Genomic DNA, 16,692 nt, shown 5'->3' with positions numbered 1-16,692 from the left:
AGGTAAACCCGGCCCTGACAGGCTTCATATTAGCAGGTTTTTTCCTTTCTGCATTTTTGAAAACCTTGACAGAAACAATTACATTTGCTGCCTAAGCAAAACAAAGCACAATGAACATACCGTCAGAACTTAAGTATACCAAGGACCACGAATGGATCCGGATCGAGGGCGATGTAGCCACCGTTGGAATTACCGATTTTGCCCAGGGAGAGCTGGGAGATATCGTATATGTAGAAGTGGAGACCCTGGATGAGACCCTGGACCAGGAGGAAGTTTTTGGAACCGTTGAGGCGGTAAAAACTGTTTCTGACCTGTTCCTGCCACTTAGCGGGACCATAGTGGAGTTTAACGAGGCCCTGGAAGATGAGCCTGAAAAAGTTAATTCTGATCCTTACGGCGAAGGCTGGATGATCAAGGTTAAGATCAGCGATAGTTCTGAAGTAGATGGTCTGATGTCTGCCGATGAATACAAGGAGCTGGTTGGTGCTTAACTCCAATAAGTATACAATAGTATTTATAAGCTGGATGGTGATGATAACGCTGCTCAGCTTTTTTTCATTTTCGGGAGTGGATGACGAAATCAGTTTTCCTTATATGGATAAGCTGGTGCATTTCGTTTTTTATTCAGTTGCTGCAATTACCCTCGGATTTGCCCTCCGGGAACGCAGCAGCGGAAAAATGCGCCTCTCGAATGCACTGCTGATTTCTTTCCTGTTTTCCCTGGTGTTTGGTATAATTATTGAGGTGTTACAAAGTACCTACACGAGCTGGCGCAGCGGGGAATTGGCTGATGTAATTGCCAATACCATCGGGGCGCTTACCGGGACTGCTTTCTTAAAGCTCCTTTTTTCCGGAAACCGGCAGTTAAAGTGGAAAATTTAATTGCAGGATTAGTAATAAAATAGTTAAATTAGCGAACACTAAACCAAAATGTATGGAACCCAAAAAGAATCCAAAAGCTGACTTGAGAAGAAATAGCGGCCTTTACTTCGTATTAGGGCTTGCGCTCGTGATGGCATTGGTCTACGTGGCACTTGAGTGGAAAACCTATGATGAAGTTCAGGATTACGATATATCTCTGAACGTCGAAGATCAACTTGATGAGGAAGTCCCAATGACCGAGCAGATCAAGACTCCACCGCCACCACCACCACCTGCAGCTCCCGAAGTTATCGAGGTAGTTGAAGATGAGGAAGAAGTGGAAGAAACCGTGATCGAGTCTACCGAGACCAGCCAGGAAGAAGAGGTAATTGAGGTTGAGGATGTAGAAGTTGACGAAGTTGATGAAGATATAGATGTTCCTTTCGCTGTTATTGAAGATGTACCGATCTTCCCCGGTTGCGAAGGAGCAAAAGATAAGAGGGCTTGCTTTAATGAAAAAATGCAGGACCATATCCGAAGAAATTTCCGTTATCCTGAAATTGCACAGGAAATGGGTATACAGGGGCGTGTAAACGTAATGTTTACCATCCAGACTGACGGTAGTATCGGTAATATCCGTTACCGCGGACCGGACAAGAACCTGGAAGCCGAGGCACTCAGGATCATCGAGAAGCTTCCGAAAATGACTCCCGGAAAACAAAGGGGTCGCCCGGTAAGGGTTCCTTTCAGTATCCCGATCACATTTAAATTACAGTAATACTATTCTATATAGAACCAGGACCCCGGCAACAATGCCGGGGTTTTTTTATGCTGTTTTTTTAACGGGCAGATTAATTATACTATATGTGGATTTATAAAGAAGCGATAAACAACTCCTTAAGATTGCAAACAAATAGATTGGGTGTTATCTTTGCACTCTTAAAATCAACGCATGAAGACTGCGATCGGTGCGGCAAAAAACATAACCTGGTCTATGACACTGGCCGACTTTAAAGAAATCACCAAAGCCAGGTTGGCGATCAGCGTGGTTTTCTCTTCTATAGCCGGTTACCTGCTGGGTGCTACCGAGATCTCCGGCCTGTCCCTGTTACTCCTTGCCTTTGGTGGATATTGCCTGGTGGGCGCGTCTAATGCTTTTAACCAGGTCATAGAAAGGGATCTTGACCTGCTGATGAATCGTACCCGGAACAGACCGATCCCGGCAGGGAGAATGAGTGTGAATACGGCGCTCTTCCTTGGGATGCTGATGACGGTGCTGGGACTTGTGACCCTTTACACCTTAAATCCTAAGACCGCCATGTTCGGCGCGATCTCAATATTTCTTTATACCAGTGTATACACCCCCCTGAAAACGGTAACTCCGCTTTCTGTCTTTGTAGGGGCTATCCCCGGGGCCATACCGTTTATGTTAGGCTGGGTAGCGGCTACGGACGAGTTCGGGATAGAGCCGGGGACCCTGTTCATGATACAATTCTTCTGGCAGTTCCCGCATTTCTGGGCCCTGGGATGGATGCTCCACGAAGATTACAAAAGAGGAGGCTTTAAGATGTTGCCAACCGGGAAAAAGGATCGCGGTACAGCATTCCAGATCATATTTTACACCTTCTGGATGATCCTCATTTCTGTGATCCCGGTCTTTGGTTTTACAGGGCGATTGCATTTATCAGTAACAGCCGGGGTTATCGTATTCCTCATGGGACTGGTGATGTTGTTCTTTGCCTTCAGATTATATACAAAAAGAGACAATATTTCTGCCAGGAAACTGATGCTTGCCAGTGTCAGTTATATTACCCTGATGCAGCTGGTATATGTCATCGATAAATTTTTATGGAGATGGATTTAACACAAGGAACCGCACAGGAGAAGAATGCCCGTGCCAAGAAAATGATGTTGTGGTTCGGAATGGTAAGCCTTATAATGGGTTTTGCCGGTTGGACCAGCGCTTATATTGTCAGCAGCAGCAGGGAAGACTGGTTGCAGGACCTGGTGCTGCCTTCGGCTTTCTTGATCAGTACGGTGATCATTCTTATCAGCAGTGTCAGCTACCACCTGGCAAAGAGAAGCCAGGCCCAGGAAGAAGCAGGAAAAAGCACAAGGTGGTTATTTGTAACCCTGGGGCTTGGCCTGTTGTTTATAGCGCTCCAATTCGTAGGCTTTTCACAGATGGTGGCCCAGGGCTATTATTTTACCGGTCCTACCAGCAGTATTACCATGTCTTATATCTTCCTGATCGCTATGGTGCATATCGTTCACGTAGTGGCAGGATTGATTTCACTGGGCGTGGTATTATACCAGCAGGTGAAAGGAAAATATGCGAATGGGAACCTGTTAGGAATGGAGTTAGGGATCACCTTCTGGCACTTTTTGGGCCTGCTTTGGCTGTACCTGATTTTATTTTTTTATTTCTTTAATTGATTAAAGCGACAAAAGTGCGATTTCATAGGGAATTGGACTTTTGTTTGCTGGAAAAAAATGTAAATTTGCCAATATATTCTTAAAAAGACTTTATGGATACTTCGGTTACTCCGGCTGCGGAAGAAAATGTATGGGGAGGCGGTAATAAGCCCCTCGGTGCCAGTTACGGTAAAATGATGATGTGGTTCTTTATCGTGTCCGATGCCCTGACATTTTCAGGCTTCCTCGCGGCTTATGGTTTTTCCAGATTTAAATTTATCGAGACCTGGCCAATCGCCGATGAGGTTTTTACCCACGTTCCCTTCTTTCACGGGAACTACCCCATGTACTACGTTGCCTTTATGACCTTTATCCTGATCATGTCATCTGTGACCATGGTACTGGCCGTTGATGCGGGTCACCATATGAAAAAATCCAAAGTGGTGCTATATATGTTCCTGACCATTATAGGAGGAGCGATATTCGTCGGGTCACAGGCCTGGGAATGGGCAACTTTTATAAAAGGAGATTATGGTGCACTGGAAACCAAAGGTGGCCGTATCCTGCAGTTTGTTAATGCTGAGACCGGCGAGCGCGCCGCATTAGGCGACTTTGCAGCAAGTATCCCGGATGTTCGCCAGGAACACCTGGAGCAGAATGGAGTCTGGTATTACGGGGATGAAAGCTCACTGCCAACCTATTCTCTCAATGAAGTGGTTGAAGGATTTAAAAGCAATCCAAATATCCTTATCAGGACTGAAACCCTGACGGATGATCACCAGAAGACTATGCTGACCCGGGAAGAATCCCTTGAAAGGATAGAAGACGCTGTCCTGGTTGTAGAAGGTGCCAACCTTGTCCGTAATGAGTATGGGAGCAGGCTGTTCGCAGACTTCTTCTTCTTTATCACCGGCTTCCACGGCTTCCACGTATTCTCCGGGGTGGTGATCAACATCATCATTTTCTTTAATATTATCCTGGGTACATACGAGCGCAGGGGGCACTACGAAATGGTAGAAAAAGTTGGGCTCTACTGGCACTTTGTAGACCTTGTATGGGTATTTGTATTTACATTTTTCTATTTGGTATAATCGTTCCCAAGGTATCGGGAAGTAAAACATATAACAATTATTATGGCTCACGGACACAAACTAGCTATTTTCAGAGGACTACTTAAGTTCAAATCAAATACCCAGAAGATCTGGGGCGTGCTCATATTCTTGTCCCTTGTGACTGCGGTAGAGGTAGCATTAGGTATTGCCAAACCATATTTTCTCACCCACAATTACTTTATCGGGATGAAGTTGCTTAACTGGATCTTTATCATCCTGACCCTGGTGAAGGCCTATTATATTGCATGGGATTTCATGCACCTCAGGGATGAGAAGAGTTCCCTCAGGAGGGCGATCGTATGGACCCCTATATTCCTGGTCTGCTACCTGATCTTTATCCTGCTGTTCGAGGCAGACTATATCTATACCGTGTACAAGGATGGCTTTGTAAAGTGGAATTTCTAAGACTTTATTAACAATATCAAAAGACGGTTTCACAACCGTCTTTTTTATTTTTGCATAGCATATGAAAAAGACCATAGTCTTAGTTGTCCTGTTCATCTTCCCGCTGGTCGCTTACCTCTTCTTCGCTTCGGGGGTGAATCAATTTGGTCGTCTGCCTGTACTTACAGAAAAAATTTCTGATGTCAGCTCCCTGGATCCCGGTACGACATTTAAAGACAAGATCACTATCCTGGGCTTCCTGGGCTCAGATCTGGAATATAAGAAGGGTAATGCCTTTAACCTCAACCAAAAGATCTATAAGCCGTTTTACGAGTTCAACGATTTCCAGATGGTTATGCTGGTTCCCGATGGAACGCAGGAGAAGGTAGAGGATCTGAAAAAGGATCTCGGGGCCCTTGTTGATATATCCAAATGGAAATTCGTATTCGCCCCGGAAAAGGAGATCACCAGGGTCTTTAATTCCCTGGAAACCGATCTTGAACTCGATGCCCAGTTAGGAACGCCCTATGTCTTTATCATCGATAAGGAAATGAAATTACGCGGCCGGACTGATGACGAGGACGAGGATGAGGGTGTCAAGTATGGATTCAATACCATTTCGGTTGCAGAACTGAACAATAAAATGGAAGACGATGTAAAAGTAATCCTGGCAGAATACCGCCTGGCTCTCAAAAAAAATAACGCCGACAGACAGAAGTAATGCGGAAGAAGAACTACACATATATTTGGGTCTCCCTGGTAGTGCTGGTTTTTGGGATCATCTTTATTCCCAGGATCGTGGATCGGATCAGGGATAAGGATATTGTTGAGAAAGACCGGATGAGTTCAGAGAATGATCCCGAAGTCCTTTCCTATATTATGCGTAACGGGGAACGCAGGAAGGTTCCTTCATTTGCTTTCAGGAACCAGGACAGCCTGCTGATCACCAATGAAGATTACAAAGGGAAGGTGTATGTGGTCGAATTCTTTTTTACTTCCTGCCCTTCTATCTGTCCCATCATGAACCGCAACCTGGTAGAACTGCAGGATGAATTCAGGGAATACGAGGATTTTGGAGTCGCATCTTTTACCATCAACCCGGAATATGATACGCCTTCGGTGCTCAAGGCTTATGCAGAGCAGTATGGTATAAACGATATGGACTGGCACCTGATGACAGGCGATCGTGAAGAGATCTACAAGCTGGCCAACGAGGGTTTCAATATTTTTGCTGCAGAAGCAGTTGATGTTCCGGGTGGTTTTGAGCATTCGGGTTTGTTTGCCCTTATAGACCGGGAAGGCTATATCAGGTCCCGTAAAGATGATTTCGGGAATCCTATCATATATTACCGGGGTACCATTACCCGTGAACAGCAGACCAATGATCACGGTGAGATCGAACAGATCACCCAACTGAAAGAGGATATAGAGAAATTATTAGAAGAATAGAATGAACCAGGTTGCGCTTAAAGAGAAAAGAATTAACAGGTGGATCACCGTTGTATCCATCCTTGTGCCCGTGGTGGTGGCCATATTATTTGGAGTAAAGATCCCGGGTGCAGAACCTTTATGGTTTCTGCCCCCTATATATGCAACAACTAATGGTATCACCGCTGTACTGCTGCTGCTGGCCCTCTGGGCGATTAAAAGCGGGAACCGCAGGATGCACCAGAACCTGATGAATAGTTGTATTGTACTCTCTGTGCTCTTCCTGATGATGTACGTAGCCTACCATATGACTTCAGAATCCACAGCCTTCGGGGGTGAGGGACTCATCCGTTATTTCTATTACTTCATCCTGGTGACCCACATACTGTTGTCTATCGCCATTATTCCACTGGTCCTGCGGACGTATACCCGCGCTTACCTGGGGAATTACGAATCTCACCGGAAACTGGCCCGCATCACGTTTCCCATTTGGTTATACGTGGCTATCAGCGGGGTAATTGTTTACTTAATGATCTCTCCGTACTATGCATTCTGATAAGCTACATGAAAATAAAAGAGGGAATGCGCAGAACTGGCATAAAATGATACTGCCGGCACTTTTGTTATTCATAGTACTGGTTCCGGAACAGGCTTTTGCCCAGTGCGCCATGTGCAGGGCTGTACTCGAAAGTGGTGAGAACACCTCGGTAGCAGAGGGTATCAATAACGGCATTGTTTACCTTATGGCCATTCCCTATATTCTTGTTGGGGCACTTGGTTATTTCATCTACCGGAAAATGAAGGCCTGATCACCGGGCCGTTCCTTCTCGATTTTATCTCTCAAATTTTAGCTGTCCTGACCCTTATCAGCGTCACCGGATAAAAAAAGTCGTAATATCCTGTAACTTTTAAGACCATATTTAGTCTTATTGTCACATCCTGGGTACCCGAAGCCTTTTGGAATATTACCAATCAGGCGGCAGCGGACCCCCGGACCAAACAAACGCTGACCAATGATCGAGATCAAAGACCTTCACAAATCCTATAAGATGGGAAGTAATTCCCTGCATGTCCTCAAAGGAATCAACTTTAAAGCTGAAGACGGGGAACTGGTGGCCATCATGGGATCTTCCGGTTCCGGGAAATCCACTTTGCTGAATATACTGGGAATGCTCGATGAGGCCGATTCAGGTGAATATGTGTTGGACGGAATTCCCATAAAGAACCTGAATGAAACCAAAGCGGCCAAGTACCGCAACAAATTCCTGGGTTTTGTATTCCAGTCTTTTAACCTGATCAACTATAAGAATGCCATGGAGAATGTCTCTCTTCCCTTGTATTACCAGGGAATGGGGCGGAAAGAACGCAACGAGAAGGCTATGAAATACCTGGAACAGGTTGGGCTGAAGCAGTGGGCTACCCATTTGCCCAATGAACTCTCGGGGGGTCAGAAACAAAGGGTTGCCATTGCAAGGGCTATGGCTGCAGAACCCAAGCTGCTGCTCGCCGATGAGCCAACCGGAGCCCTGGACAGTACCACCTCTTACGAGGTGATGGACCTTATACAGAAGATCAATGATGCCGGGAATACCATCCTGGTAGTAACACACGAAGAAGATATTGCACATATGTGCAAGAGGATCATCCATTTGAAAGACGGGGTGATCGTAGAGGACAAAAAAGTAAAACAAGTAAGAGCCGCGGATTATGTTCAGCAGGGATAACTGGAAAGAGATCTTTGAGACCATCCGCAAAAATAAACTGCGGACCTTCCTCTCCGGGTTCACCGTAGCCCTCGGGATATTCATATTTGTCTCCCTTTTCGGGTTCGGCAATGGCCTGATCAACACCTTTGACGAATTCTTCCAGGACGATGCGACCAACGTATTTTTCTTTTTCCCCGGACGGACCTCAAAACCATACAAAGGATTCAAGTCCGAAAGACAGATCGAATTTGACAACAGCGATATTGAGGATATCAAAAAGAATTTCCCAATGGCCCTCGAGTACATTACGCCGAGGATCACCAGGGGAGCAATGGTGCGGTACAAGTCGGAATCCAATAACTACACCACCCGTGCAGTAGGGGAATCTCACCAGTTTGCAGAGAAGACCATTATGATGAAGGGGCGCTACCTGAACACCCTAGATATCAAGGATAAGAACAAATACGCGGTCATCGGGAGGTTGGTAGAACAGGATCTGTTTGATGATGAAGAAGCCCTGGGGAAGTTCATCGATATAGGAGGCAGTATGTTCAAGGTGATCGGCGTCTTCCAGGATGATGGGGGTGACAACGAGGAGCGGATGATTTACCTTCCTTATACCACGAGACAATTACTGGAAAAGAACAATGACAAGATAGACCAGTTTATCGTCGGGTTTAAACCCGAGATTGGTTATACCGGTGCAATGGCCTTTGAAAGGAGCCTTGAGCGTTATATAAAAGAGAAGAAGGTTATTGCCCCGGATGATGAGAACGGAATTTTTATCCGGAACATGGCCGATGCCCTGCAGCAGAACCAGCAGTTTGCAGGTGTCTTGCAGCTGATCGTGGCCTTCGTGGCCTTCGGTACCATAATCGCCGGAATCATCGGGATCAGCAATATCATGGTCTTTGTAGTGAAGGAGCGCACCAAGGAACTAGGGATTCGAAAAGCTTTAGGAGCAACCCCGGCCAATGTGATCAGCACCATCTTACTGGAATCGGTGTTTATCACCACGATTTCAGGATTCAGTGGCATGTTGTTCGGCATCGCCCTGCTGAGTTCCCTTGGGGACACCCTGGAGGATTATTTTATCACAGATCCTTACATCAATACCGGGACAGCGATTTTTGCTACGATAGCCCTTATCATTTTTGGTGCCATTGCCGGCTATGTACCCGCCAACCGCGCGGCGAAGATTAAACCTATTGTAGCACTTAGAGACGAATAATATGAAGTTCTTATTTGACCGAAATACCTGGCAGGAGATTTACGGATCTATTCGTAAGAACAAGGTGCGTACGATCATCACGGTGATCGGGGTCACCTGGGGAATCTTTATTTATATCGCTCTCTCCGGGGCAGCGAAAGGTATGGATAACGGATTCGAGGAGGCTTTCGAGACCGTGGCCATCAACAGTATGTTCGCCTGGGCCCAAAATACGAGTATGCCCTATGCGGGATTTAAAACGGGGAGACCCATACAGTTAAAACTGGGAGATGTACAGGTACTGAAAAACCGTATCCCGGAAATAGAGACCATTGCGCCGAGGAATGTGCGCGGGTTTTTTGGAACCCCACAGGCTAATATCAGCCGGGGCGGAACTACAGGGAACTATACCGTGTACGGAGATTTTCCCGATTTCACCAAGATCTCTACCAAGAAGATATACGACAATGGCCGTTTCCTGAACGATGAGGATATAGAGCAGGCGCGAAAGGTTTGCGTGATAGGGGAACGGACCCAGAAAGAATTGTTTGAAAAAGGTGAAAATCCTATAGGAGGTTATATCCGGATAGACAAGGTGTATTTCCAGGTCGTGGGGGTACATAAGTTTGTTCCGGGAGGAGGTTTTGAAGGCGATGGGGATATATTCATCCCGTTTACCACGTACCGGAAGCTCTATAATACCGGGGACGATGTCATGTGGTTCTCTATCGCAGCCTTCAACGATGCGGATGTGATACAGGTAGAGAAGGATGTAAAGGCTGTGCTGAAGAATATTCACAAGGTGCACCCGGATGACGAAAGAGCTTTCGGTTCCTTTAACCTCGGGGAGATCTTTAACAGGATCATCGGGTTTTCCAAGGGAATTACTTTCCTGTCACTGATCGTGGGAATCGCAACTATCCTTGCCGGGGTGATCGGGATCGGGAATATACTGCTGATCTCCGTAAAAGAACGGACCAAGGAGCTTGGAGTAAGAAGGGCGCTTGGAGCGACCCCCCGGGAAGTACGTAACCAGATCATCATGGAGTCCGTGGTGTTAACCCTGATCGCAGGTATCATAGGAATCATACTGGGGGCATTGGTACTGGCCGGTATTGATGGTGCTACCCAGGATATCGATTTTCCCTATAACAATCCTACCGTACCTATTCCACTGGTCCTGGCTGCCCTGGCCATAATGGTGATCCTGGGGACCCTTATCGGGCTGATCCCGGCCCAGCGGGCGGTAAGTATCAAACCTATAGACGCATTAAGAGAAGAATAATAAATAAAGTAATAACGAATACAAACCAACTGACATGAAAAAGATCTTGAAATACGTAATCCTCGGTATTTTAATACTAGGTGCCTTATGGGCGGCCGCATGGTTCGTGCAGACCAACAGCAAATCGGCCATCACCTATGAGACCAAATCACCCTTTATTTCGGATTTAGAACAGAAGACCGTGGCGACAGGGAAGGTGGTCCCGGAAGATGAGATCGAGATAAAACCGCAGATATCGGGGATCCTCGAGAAAATATATATGAACGAAGGCGCCGAGGTTAAGGCAGGCGACCTGATCGCCACTATTAAGGTGGTGCCCAATGAACAGGCACTGAACCAGGCCCAGGGCAGGGTGAGGAATGCAGAGATAGCCCTGGCAAATTCCAAGATCGAATTTGAACGCAATAAGAAACTCTTTGATAAAGGAGTGATCTCTAACCAGGCTTATAACAACCTGAAGTTGCAATATGACCAGGCCGTGCAGGAACTGGAGAACGCAAGGGCAGATTACCAGATCATCCGCCGTGGATCGGCAGGGGGGTCTTCCAGTGCAAATACCAATATCCGTGCGACCGTAGACGGGACCATCCTGGAGATCCCGGTAGAAGAAGGGGACCAGGTGATCCAGAGTAATAACTTTAACGACGGAACCACGATAGCTACCATTGCAGACCTGGGAAAAATGATCTTTGAAGGTCAGGTAGACGAAGGAGAGGTTGGCAAATTGCAATTAGGAATGCCACTGGAGATCAGCCTTGGGGCTATAGAGGACAAGAAGTTCGACGCCAAGCTGCGTTTTATTGCACCCAAAGGAATAGAAGAGGCAGGCGCGGTTCAGTTCAAGATTGAAGGAGATGTGGATATCGAAGATGATTTTATGATCCGGGCCGGTTACAGTGCCAACGCTTCCCTGGTTCTCGAAAAAAGGGACAGTGTGCTGGTGATTCCCGAAGCCTTGTTACAGTTTGATAAAAAAACAGATGATCCTTACGTGGAAGTTGCAGTGGGAGACCAGAAATTTGAACGTCGGGATATCGAGATCGGTATCTCTGACGGTGTTAATGTCGAGGTCATCTCCGGGTTAAGCGAATCGGATAAAGTGAAGGTGTGGAACAAGACAGAGCCTATTAAAATAGGGGAAGATGATGAAGAGGAGAATTCAGATGATTAATCCATTCCAGAAAGCAGAACTCATGAAAGCAGTAAACAATAAAAGTACATGGCTGCTCCTGTTATTCCTTTTAGGAACGGTAGTGAGCAATGGGCAGATGAAACGCTGGACCCTGGAGGAGTGTGTAACCTATGCCATAGAGAACAATCTTTCTATAGAGCAATTTGAACTGGACCTGATGAATGCCGAGATCGATAAGCGGGACGCTTACGGCAACCTGATGCCCAATCTGAATGCCCAGCTGAGCACGACGGCCAGTACCGGTCTTATTTTGGATCCCACGACCAATAACCTGGTCACCGGGACTATTTTTTCAGCCTCAAACAATGTCACCTCTTCCGTAACCCTTTTTGACGGGATGCGGAACCTGTACCAGATCAACAGGGCTAAGCTGGGAATCATTGCCAGCCAGTACCGCTTAAAAGATCTCGTGGATGACATCCGGTTGAACGTGGCATTTGCTTACCTGCAGGTACTATCCAATAAGGAGACCCTGAAAGTGATACGTGCCCAGTACGCGGTGACCGAACAGGACCTGAAAAGAACGCAGGAATTGGTGGATTCCGGGGTAAATCCCCTGGGAGACCTGGTCGAAATACAGGCGACAATCGCAGGTCTGGAACAGCAGATCGTCAATGCCCGTAACCAGGTGCTGATCTCCAGGATCAACCTGGCTCAGCTGCTGCAGATCACCGATTACGAGAATTTTGATATAGCGGAAGAGGATTTTGATGTACCCCCGGCGGAGGTGCTGGCTAACAGCCCCAAAACCATCTTTGATAAAGCAATGACCTTCAGGAATGATATTAAATTCTCCGAATCCCAGGTGGCCCTGGCCGAACAAGACCTGCAGATCGCAAGGGGGGCACTATTCCCTACCCTCGCAGCTTTCTTTAATTACAACACCAGGTATTCTGACCAGACCAGGGATCCTTTTACCGGAGAGAAGATCGGCTTTAAGGACCAGTTATGGTTAAATGACGGAGTCTCTTACGGGGCACAGCTGAATATTCCCATTTTTAACGGCTTTGCTACCCGGAATAATATCAAGCGCTCCCAGATCGATGTACAACGCGCCAAATTGCAGTTAGAGCAGGAGAAGCTGGATCTCGAATCCAATGTCAACCAGGCTTACGTGGATGTGGAGAATGCCGCCAAGGCTTACGAGGCAGCACAGAAGACCCTGGAGGCCCGAAAACTGGCGCTGGAGTATTCCCGCGACCGTTTTGAAGTAGGACTGATGAATGCTTTTGATTTCAGCCAGGCCCAGGCCCGCCTTGATAATGCCGAGGCAGAGGTGATCAGGACCAAGTACGATTATATCTTCAGGATCAAGGTACTCGATTTCTATTTTGGTCTTCCGATTGTCCTAAACTAGCGTATCTTTGCAGCCATTATGGCACTGATACTGAATTTAGAGACTGCCACTACCAATTGCTCGGTTAGCCTGGCAGAGGACGGGAACCTGATTGCTCTCAAGGAAGAGAACAGCGCAGGCTATTCCCATGCAGAGCAATTGCATTATTTTATTGAAGAAGTAATGGGAATGGCCGGGAAGCCCCTGGCCGACCTGGAGGCCATTGCGGTCAGTAAAGGTCCGGGTTCCTATACCGGCTTACGGATAGGGGTTTCAGCGGCCAAAGGACTGTGCTATGCCCTGGGGATTCCGCTGCTGGCCACACCGACCCTTGACAGCCTGGCGAGACAGGTCAGCGTAACCTCCGGCCTTATAATTCCCATGCTGGATGCAAGGCGGATGGAAGTCTATTCCAAAGTTCTGGATCATAACTACACCGAACTGCGGGAAACCAAAGCAGAGGTGCTGGATGAGAATTCGTACCGTGAATATGCCGAGAAAGGCAAGGTCTACCTGCCGGGGAGTGGGGCAGAGAAGTGCAGGGATCTTTTTGATGATCACAATTTTGAATATCGTGAAGGCCTGGTTCCCTCAGCACGGGAAATGGCGACACTTTCTTATGAACGATTCCGGGAAGGCCTTTTTGAAGACGTAGCTTATTTTGAACCCTATTACCTGAAAGACTTTATCCTGCAGGGTAAGAAATCCAAAACCAAATAATAAAAAAACCCCCGTCCATCATGAAATGAACGGGGGTTCGTTTATTTATTAGGATATTATCACGATTCCTTGATCATGTGTACATCTCTTTGTGGGAACGGGATCTCTATACCGGCTTCATCAAAGCGGTATTTCATCTCTTCCATCACGTACCAGTGAGCATCCCAGAAATCTTCAAGTTTAGCCCAGAAACGCAGGCTGAGGTTTACAGAACTGTCTGCCAATTCTCCCACGACTACCATAGGCGCAGGATCCTGGAGGATATTACCCTGGTCCTTGCAGATCTGCAGCAGTATTTCCCTGGCCTTCTTAATATCTGAACCATAACCGATACCCGCTGTAATTTTGTCCCTCCGGATGGGTTCGGCACTGTAATTTATTACGTTATCATTGGATAATTGGCCATTTGGGATGATCGCTAACTGGTTGCCAAAGGTGTTCAGCTTGGTATAGAAGATGTTGATCTCCTTTACGGTACCTTCAGCTCCCTGGGCCGATATCCAGTCGCCCACTTTAAAAGGCTTGAACAGGAGGATGAGTACACCCCCTGCAAAATTGGAAAGTGACCCCTGCAGCGCCAGGCCAACGGCCAGACCGGCCGCACCGATAATGGCTACCAGGGAAGAGGATTGTACCCCTAACTGGGAAATCACCAGTACAAACAATATTACTTTCAGGGCGATCTTAATAAAACTCTGGAGGAAGGATTCCAGCGCGGGATCATAATCCTTCTTCTCAAAGAATTTATGTACCAGTTTGTTGATCATTTTTACTACCCAGAGTCCGACGACCAGGAGAATAATGGCCATGATCACATCCGGGAGTACTTCCCACATAAAATTGATGGCGTTGTCTACGTGTTCTTCGTATTGTGCTAAGCTTATCATGTATAATTTTTAAGCAGATAAAATATGTTAAAATTGACATCAATGTCAAATAGAATGGGCTAAACTAATGTTAAAGTTAAGTTATTTGGTCCAGGGCTTCAGCTGCTGAAATTACGGGCAGTTGGCAGGAGTTGTCCCTGCAAACATAGATCAGGGTTTTGCCCGGGGAATGACGTTCACTTAGCAGGGGAATCTCGCTTTTGTCACGGGCTCCCGCCAGGCTGCAGTTTGGAATGTATTCTTTCCGGAGTTCCCGGGCTCTCTGTTCGTAATCATCCCCGACCACTGCAATCTCAAAATAAGGTTCGGAGAAGAAAAGCAGCAGTTGCATCCAGTTGGCGTGGCTGGGCGCATAATTCTCGAACTGCGGGTGAACATTGATCAGCATGGTTCTTGCAATTGCTTCGTAGTCGGAATACGGAAAATAGCGTGACAACCGGAAAAGATTATGCGCCATAATGGAATTGGAAGCAGGGATCACATTATCGGTAACTTCCAGGGTGCGTCTTATCAGTACCTCCTCCTCATCAGAAGTGAAGAAGAACAAGCTGCTTTCTTCGTCTGCAAAATGGGTGATCGCACGATCCGTGAGTTTCCTGGCCATCGAGAGCCATTTTTCTTCAAAGGTCAATTCGTAAAAAGTGATCAACGCATCCGCCAGGGTGGCATAATCTTCCAGGTAACCGGGGATCGTCCTGCCTTTTTTTGAATAGGTGTGTTTTAAAGAATAATCGGGATATAACAGCTTCTCTTCTATGAATTTTATATTGATGCGGGCGAGGTCGAGGTACTCGCTGTTTTCGAGATAGCGGAAGGCATCCAGCAGGCCTTTCAGCATAAGTGCATTCCAGGAGGTGAGCAATTTATCATCTAACCGGGGTCTCGGTCTTTGCTCACGCAGGGGCAGAAGTTGCTCTTTCCACTGCTGGATACGGTTATTCAATTCGCTCTCCGAAATCTTCCAGCGTTCAGCGATCGAGGCTTTATTGCTATTCCTTATGAGCACATAGCGCTCGTCTTCCCAGTAGCCGTAATCGTTGAGATTGTAATAATCGGCAAACAGGTCATACTCTTTGCCCAGTTGTTCTTTCAGCTCCTCTTTTTTCCAGGTATAGAAGGCTCCCTCGGTAAGTTTTCCATTGTCGTCAATACTGTCTGCGTCCAGCGATGCGTAGAACCCGCCCCCGGGGTGCATCAGTTCACGACGGACAAATGCAATGGTCTCCTCGACCACCTCGCGGTATAAAGGATCTCTCTTCTGGGCGTACGCCCTGGCATACAGGCTGATCATCTGCCCGTTGTCATATAACATTTTCTCAAAGTGGGGGACATGCCATTTTACATCTACTGAATACCGGGAAAAACCACCGCCCAGTTGATCGTACAGTCCGCCATAGGCCATTTTGGTGAGGGTGTTATGAACATATTCCATCAATTTCGGGTCCCCTTTGCTGTGGGCATAATGCAGCTGGAAGTTGAGGTTTACCGGCATCATGAATTTCGGGGCCCTGTTATTGCCTCCCATTTCCATATCCAGGCCTTTTTTCCACCGGGCCATGATTTCCTCCAGGTCTGGTTGGGAAAGCAGTTCCTCTTTGGTATTCCGGGAGACTAAGTTGATCTCCTTTAAGCCCCGGGCCAGTTTCTCTGCGTATTCCCTGATCTTTTCCGGGTCTTCACGGTAGAGGGTCGCAAGTTGCTGCAGTACTTTTATCCAATCGTCTTTTTTAACAAAGGTAGCTCCCCAGAATGGCCGCCCGTCAGGAAGTGCTACCACATTCAAAGGCCAGCCCCCGCTTCCTGTCATCATCTGCAGGGCATCCATGTAGATGTGGTCTATATCCGGTCTTTCTTCCCGGTCCACCTTTACAGGGATAAAATATTTGTTCATCACCCGGGCCACCTCTTCATCTTCAAAGCACTGGTGTTCCATCACGTGGCACCAGTGGCAGGCAGCATAACCAATACTCACCAGCAGCAGTTTGCCCTCTTTCTCAGCGCTCTCTTCCAAATCTCCGCTCCAGGGTACCCAGTCTACCGGGTTATGGGCGTGCTGTTTCAGGTAGGGGCTGTCTTCCCCCGCCAGGGCATTGGTGTATTTGTGATCCTTGCCAGTCATTCTTATCCGGGATTCTGCTTTAATCCAAAGTTACGGT

Annotated in this window: 19 protein-coding genes; 17 read left to right on the top strand and 2 right to left on the bottom strand. The window is 47.1% G+C overall.

Annotated elements, in window-relative coordinates:
* Window positions 1–110 precede the first annotated feature (110 nt).
* From gcvH to tsaB, 17 genes are all read left to right on the top strand, one after another.
* Window positions 111–491, top strand: a complete 381-nt coding sequence (gene gcvH, locus CLV82_RS00480; protein WP_133642350.1) for a glycine cleavage system protein GcvH — start codon at window positions 111–113, stop codon at window positions 489–491.
* Window positions 463–882 carry a VanZ family protein gene (locus tag CLV82_RS00475; protein ID WP_133642349.1) on the top strand — a complete coding sequence of 140 codons (420 nt, stop codon included), beginning with the start codon at window positions 463–465 and terminating at the stop codon, window positions 880–882. The genes gcvH and CLV82_RS00475 overlap by 29 nt, the downstream gene beginning before the upstream one ends.
* A gap of 52 nt (window positions 883–934) precedes the next feature.
* Window positions 935–1,639 carry an energy transducer TonB gene (locus CLV82_RS00470; RefSeq protein WP_133642348.1) on the top strand — a complete coding sequence of 235 codons (705 nt, stop codon included), beginning with the start codon at window positions 935–937 and terminating at the stop codon, window positions 1,637–1,639.
* A 174-nt stretch (window positions 1,640–1,813) separates the two neighbouring features.
* Entirely contained in the window at window positions 1,814–2,725 is a 912-nt protein-coding gene (cyoE, locus tag CLV82_RS00465) for a heme o synthase (RefSeq protein ID WP_133642347.1), read from the top strand.
* Window positions 2,716–3,297: a cytochrome c oxidase subunit 3 gene (locus tag CLV82_RS00460; protein ID WP_133642346.1), complete on the top strand. Its 582-nt coding sequence runs from the start codon at window positions 2,716–2,718 to the stop codon at window positions 3,295–3,297. Before cyoE ends, CLV82_RS00460 begins: the two co-directional genes overlap by 10 nt.
* A gap of 92 nt (window positions 3,298–3,389) precedes the next feature.
* Window positions 3,390–4,367, top strand: coding sequence for a cytochrome c oxidase subunit 3 (locus CLV82_RS00455; RefSeq protein WP_133642345.1), 978 nt, complete (start codon window positions 3,390–3,392; stop codon window positions 4,365–4,367).
* 42 nt (window positions 4,368–4,409) lie between these two features.
* Entirely contained in the window at window positions 4,410–4,793 is a 384-nt protein-coding gene (locus CLV82_RS00450; RefSeq protein ID WP_133642344.1) for a cytochrome C oxidase subunit IV family protein, read from the top strand.
* 61 nt (window positions 4,794–4,854) lie between these two features.
* Entirely contained in the window at window positions 4,855–5,493 is a 639-nt protein-coding gene (locus tag CLV82_RS00445) for a hypothetical protein (protein ID WP_133642343.1), read from the top strand.
* A complete protein-coding gene (locus CLV82_RS00440; RefSeq protein WP_133642342.1) occupies window positions 5,493–6,221 on the top strand; it encodes an SCO family protein in 729 nt (242 codons plus the stop codon). The genes CLV82_RS00445 and CLV82_RS00440 overlap by 1 nt, the downstream gene beginning before the upstream one ends.
* Window position 6,222: 1 nt before the next feature.
* The gene (locus CLV82_RS00435) at window positions 6,223–6,756 is read left to right on the top strand and encodes a DUF420 domain-containing protein (RefSeq protein WP_133642341.1); all 534 of its coding nucleotides are present in this window, start codon (window positions 6,223–6,225) and stop codon (window positions 6,754–6,756) included.
* Between the two features lie 46 nt (window positions 6,757–6,802).
* A complete protein-coding gene (locus CLV82_RS00430; RefSeq protein ID WP_133643420.1) occupies window positions 6,803–7,009 on the top strand; it encodes a hypothetical protein in 207 nt (68 codons plus the stop codon).
* Window positions 7,010–7,213: 204 nt separating this feature from the next.
* Window positions 7,214–7,924: an ABC transporter ATP-binding protein gene (locus tag CLV82_RS00425; RefSeq protein WP_133642340.1), complete on the top strand. Its 711-nt coding sequence runs from the start codon at window positions 7,214–7,216 to the stop codon at window positions 7,922–7,924.
* Window positions 7,908–9,137 (top strand): ABC transporter permease, encoded by a 1,230-nt coding sequence (locus CLV82_RS00420; protein ID WP_133642339.1) that lies wholly within the window; start codon window positions 7,908–7,910, stop codon window positions 9,135–9,137. Before CLV82_RS00425 ends, CLV82_RS00420 begins: the two co-directional genes overlap by 17 nt.
* 1 nt (window position 9,138) lies before the next feature.
* Window positions 9,139–10,401 (top strand): ABC transporter permease, encoded by a 1,263-nt coding sequence (locus tag CLV82_RS00415; protein ID WP_133642338.1) that lies wholly within the window; start codon window positions 9,139–9,141, stop codon window positions 10,399–10,401.
* A gap of 34 nt (window positions 10,402–10,435) precedes the next feature.
* Window positions 10,436–11,572, top strand: coding sequence for an efflux RND transporter periplasmic adaptor subunit (locus CLV82_RS00410; RefSeq protein ID WP_133642337.1), 1,137 nt, complete (start codon window positions 10,436–10,438; stop codon window positions 11,570–11,572).
* Between the two features lie 22 nt (window positions 11,573–11,594).
* The gene (locus tag CLV82_RS00405; RefSeq protein ID WP_133643419.1) at window positions 11,595–12,950 is read left to right on the top strand and encodes a TolC family protein; all 1,356 of its coding nucleotides are present in this window, start codon (window positions 11,595–11,597) and stop codon (window positions 12,948–12,950) included.
* Window positions 12,951–12,968: 18 nt separating this feature from the next.
* Entirely contained in the window at window positions 12,969–13,649 is a 681-nt protein-coding gene (tsaB, locus tag CLV82_RS00400; RefSeq protein ID WP_133642336.1) for a tRNA (adenosine(37)-N6)-threonylcarbamoyltransferase complex dimerization subunit type 1 TsaB, read from the top strand.
* Window positions 13,650–13,708: 59 nt separating this feature from the next.
* On the opposite strand, the gene CLV82_RS00395 is transcribed toward tsaB, so the two are convergent.
* Both CLV82_RS00395 and CLV82_RS00390 read right to left on the bottom strand, forming a co-directional pair.
* Entirely contained in the window at window positions 13,709–14,536 is an 828-nt protein-coding gene (locus CLV82_RS00395; RefSeq protein ID WP_133642335.1) for a mechanosensitive ion channel family protein, read from the bottom strand.
* A gap of 76 nt (window positions 14,537–14,612) precedes the next feature.
* The gene (locus CLV82_RS00390; RefSeq protein ID WP_133642334.1) at window positions 14,613–16,655 is read right to left on the bottom strand and encodes a thioredoxin domain-containing protein; all 2,043 of its coding nucleotides are present in this window, start codon (window positions 16,653–16,655) and stop codon (window positions 14,613–14,615) included.
* Window positions 16,656–16,692: the final 37 nt, after the last annotated feature.

The organism is Zeaxanthinibacter enoshimensis, assembly GCF_004362865.1.
Taxonomy (GTDB): domain Bacteria; phylum Bacteroidota; class Bacteroidia; order Flavobacteriales; family Flavobacteriaceae; genus Zeaxanthinibacter; species Zeaxanthinibacter enoshimensis.
The sequence above is the reverse complement of the archived record's forward strand: the minus strand, read 5'-3'. Positions and strand labels throughout refer to the sequence as shown.

What these genes read in the sequence shown, in the direction of transcription:
- gcvH (WP_133642350.1), top strand. Translation starts at nt 111, where the DNA reads ATGAACATACCGTCAGAACTTAAGTATACCAAGGACCACGAATGGATC.
- CLV82_RS00475 (WP_133642349.1), top strand. Translation starts at nt 463, where the DNA reads ATGAATACAAGGAGCTGGTTGGTGCTTAACTCCAATAAGTATACAATA.
- CLV82_RS00470 (WP_133642348.1), top strand. Translation starts at nt 935, where the DNA reads ATGGAACCCAAAAAGAATCCAAAAGCTGACTTGAGAAGAAATAGCGGC.
- cyoE (WP_133642347.1), top strand. Translation starts at nt 1,814, where the DNA reads ATGAAGACTGCGATCGGTGCGGCAAAAAACATAACCTGGTCTATGACA.
- CLV82_RS00460 (WP_133642346.1), top strand. Translation starts at nt 2,716, where the DNA reads ATGGATTTAACACAAGGAACCGCACAGGAGAAGAATGCCCGTGCCAAG.
- CLV82_RS00455 (WP_133642345.1), top strand. Translation starts at nt 3,390, where the DNA reads ATGGATACTTCGGTTACTCCGGCTGCGGAAGAAAATGTATGGGGAGGC.
- CLV82_RS00450 (WP_133642344.1), top strand. Translation starts at nt 4,410, where the DNA reads ATGGCTCACGGACACAAACTAGCTATTTTCAGAGGACTACTTAAGTTC.
- CLV82_RS00445 (WP_133642343.1), top strand. Translation starts at nt 4,855, where the DNA reads ATGAAAAAGACCATAGTCTTAGTTGTCCTGTTCATCTTCCCGCTGGTC.
- CLV82_RS00440 (WP_133642342.1), top strand. Translation starts at nt 5,493, where the DNA reads ATGCGGAAGAAGAACTACACATATATTTGGGTCTCCCTGGTAGTGCTG.
- CLV82_RS00435 (WP_133642341.1), top strand. Translation starts at nt 6,223, where the DNA reads ATGAACCAGGTTGCGCTTAAAGAGAAAAGAATTAACAGGTGGATCACC.
- CLV82_RS00430 (WP_133643420.1), top strand. Translation starts at nt 6,803, where the DNA reads ATGATACTGCCGGCACTTTTGTTATTCATAGTACTGGTTCCGGAACAG.
- CLV82_RS00425 (WP_133642340.1), top strand. Translation starts at nt 7,214, where the DNA reads ATGATCGAGATCAAAGACCTTCACAAATCCTATAAGATGGGAAGTAAT.
- CLV82_RS00420 (WP_133642339.1), top strand. Translation starts at nt 7,908, where the DNA reads ATGTTCAGCAGGGATAACTGGAAAGAGATCTTTGAGACCATCCGCAAA.
- CLV82_RS00415 (WP_133642338.1), top strand. Translation starts at nt 9,139, where the DNA reads ATGAAGTTCTTATTTGACCGAAATACCTGGCAGGAGATTTACGGATCT.
- CLV82_RS00410 (WP_133642337.1), top strand. Translation starts at nt 10,436, where the DNA reads ATGAAAAAGATCTTGAAATACGTAATCCTCGGTATTTTAATACTAGGT.
- CLV82_RS00405 (WP_133643419.1), top strand. Translation starts at nt 11,595, where the DNA reads ATGAAAGCAGTAAACAATAAAAGTACATGGCTGCTCCTGTTATTCCTT.
- tsaB (WP_133642336.1), top strand. Translation starts at nt 12,969, where the DNA reads ATGGCACTGATACTGAATTTAGAGACTGCCACTACCAATTGCTCGGTT.
- CLV82_RS00395 (WP_133642335.1), bottom strand. Translation starts at nt 14,536, where the DNA reads ATGATAAGCTTAGCACAATACGAAGAACACGTAGACAACGCCATCAAT.
- CLV82_RS00390 (WP_133642334.1), bottom strand. Translation starts at nt 16,655, where the DNA reads ATGACTGGCAAGGATCACAAATACACCAATGCCCTGGCGGGGGAAGAC.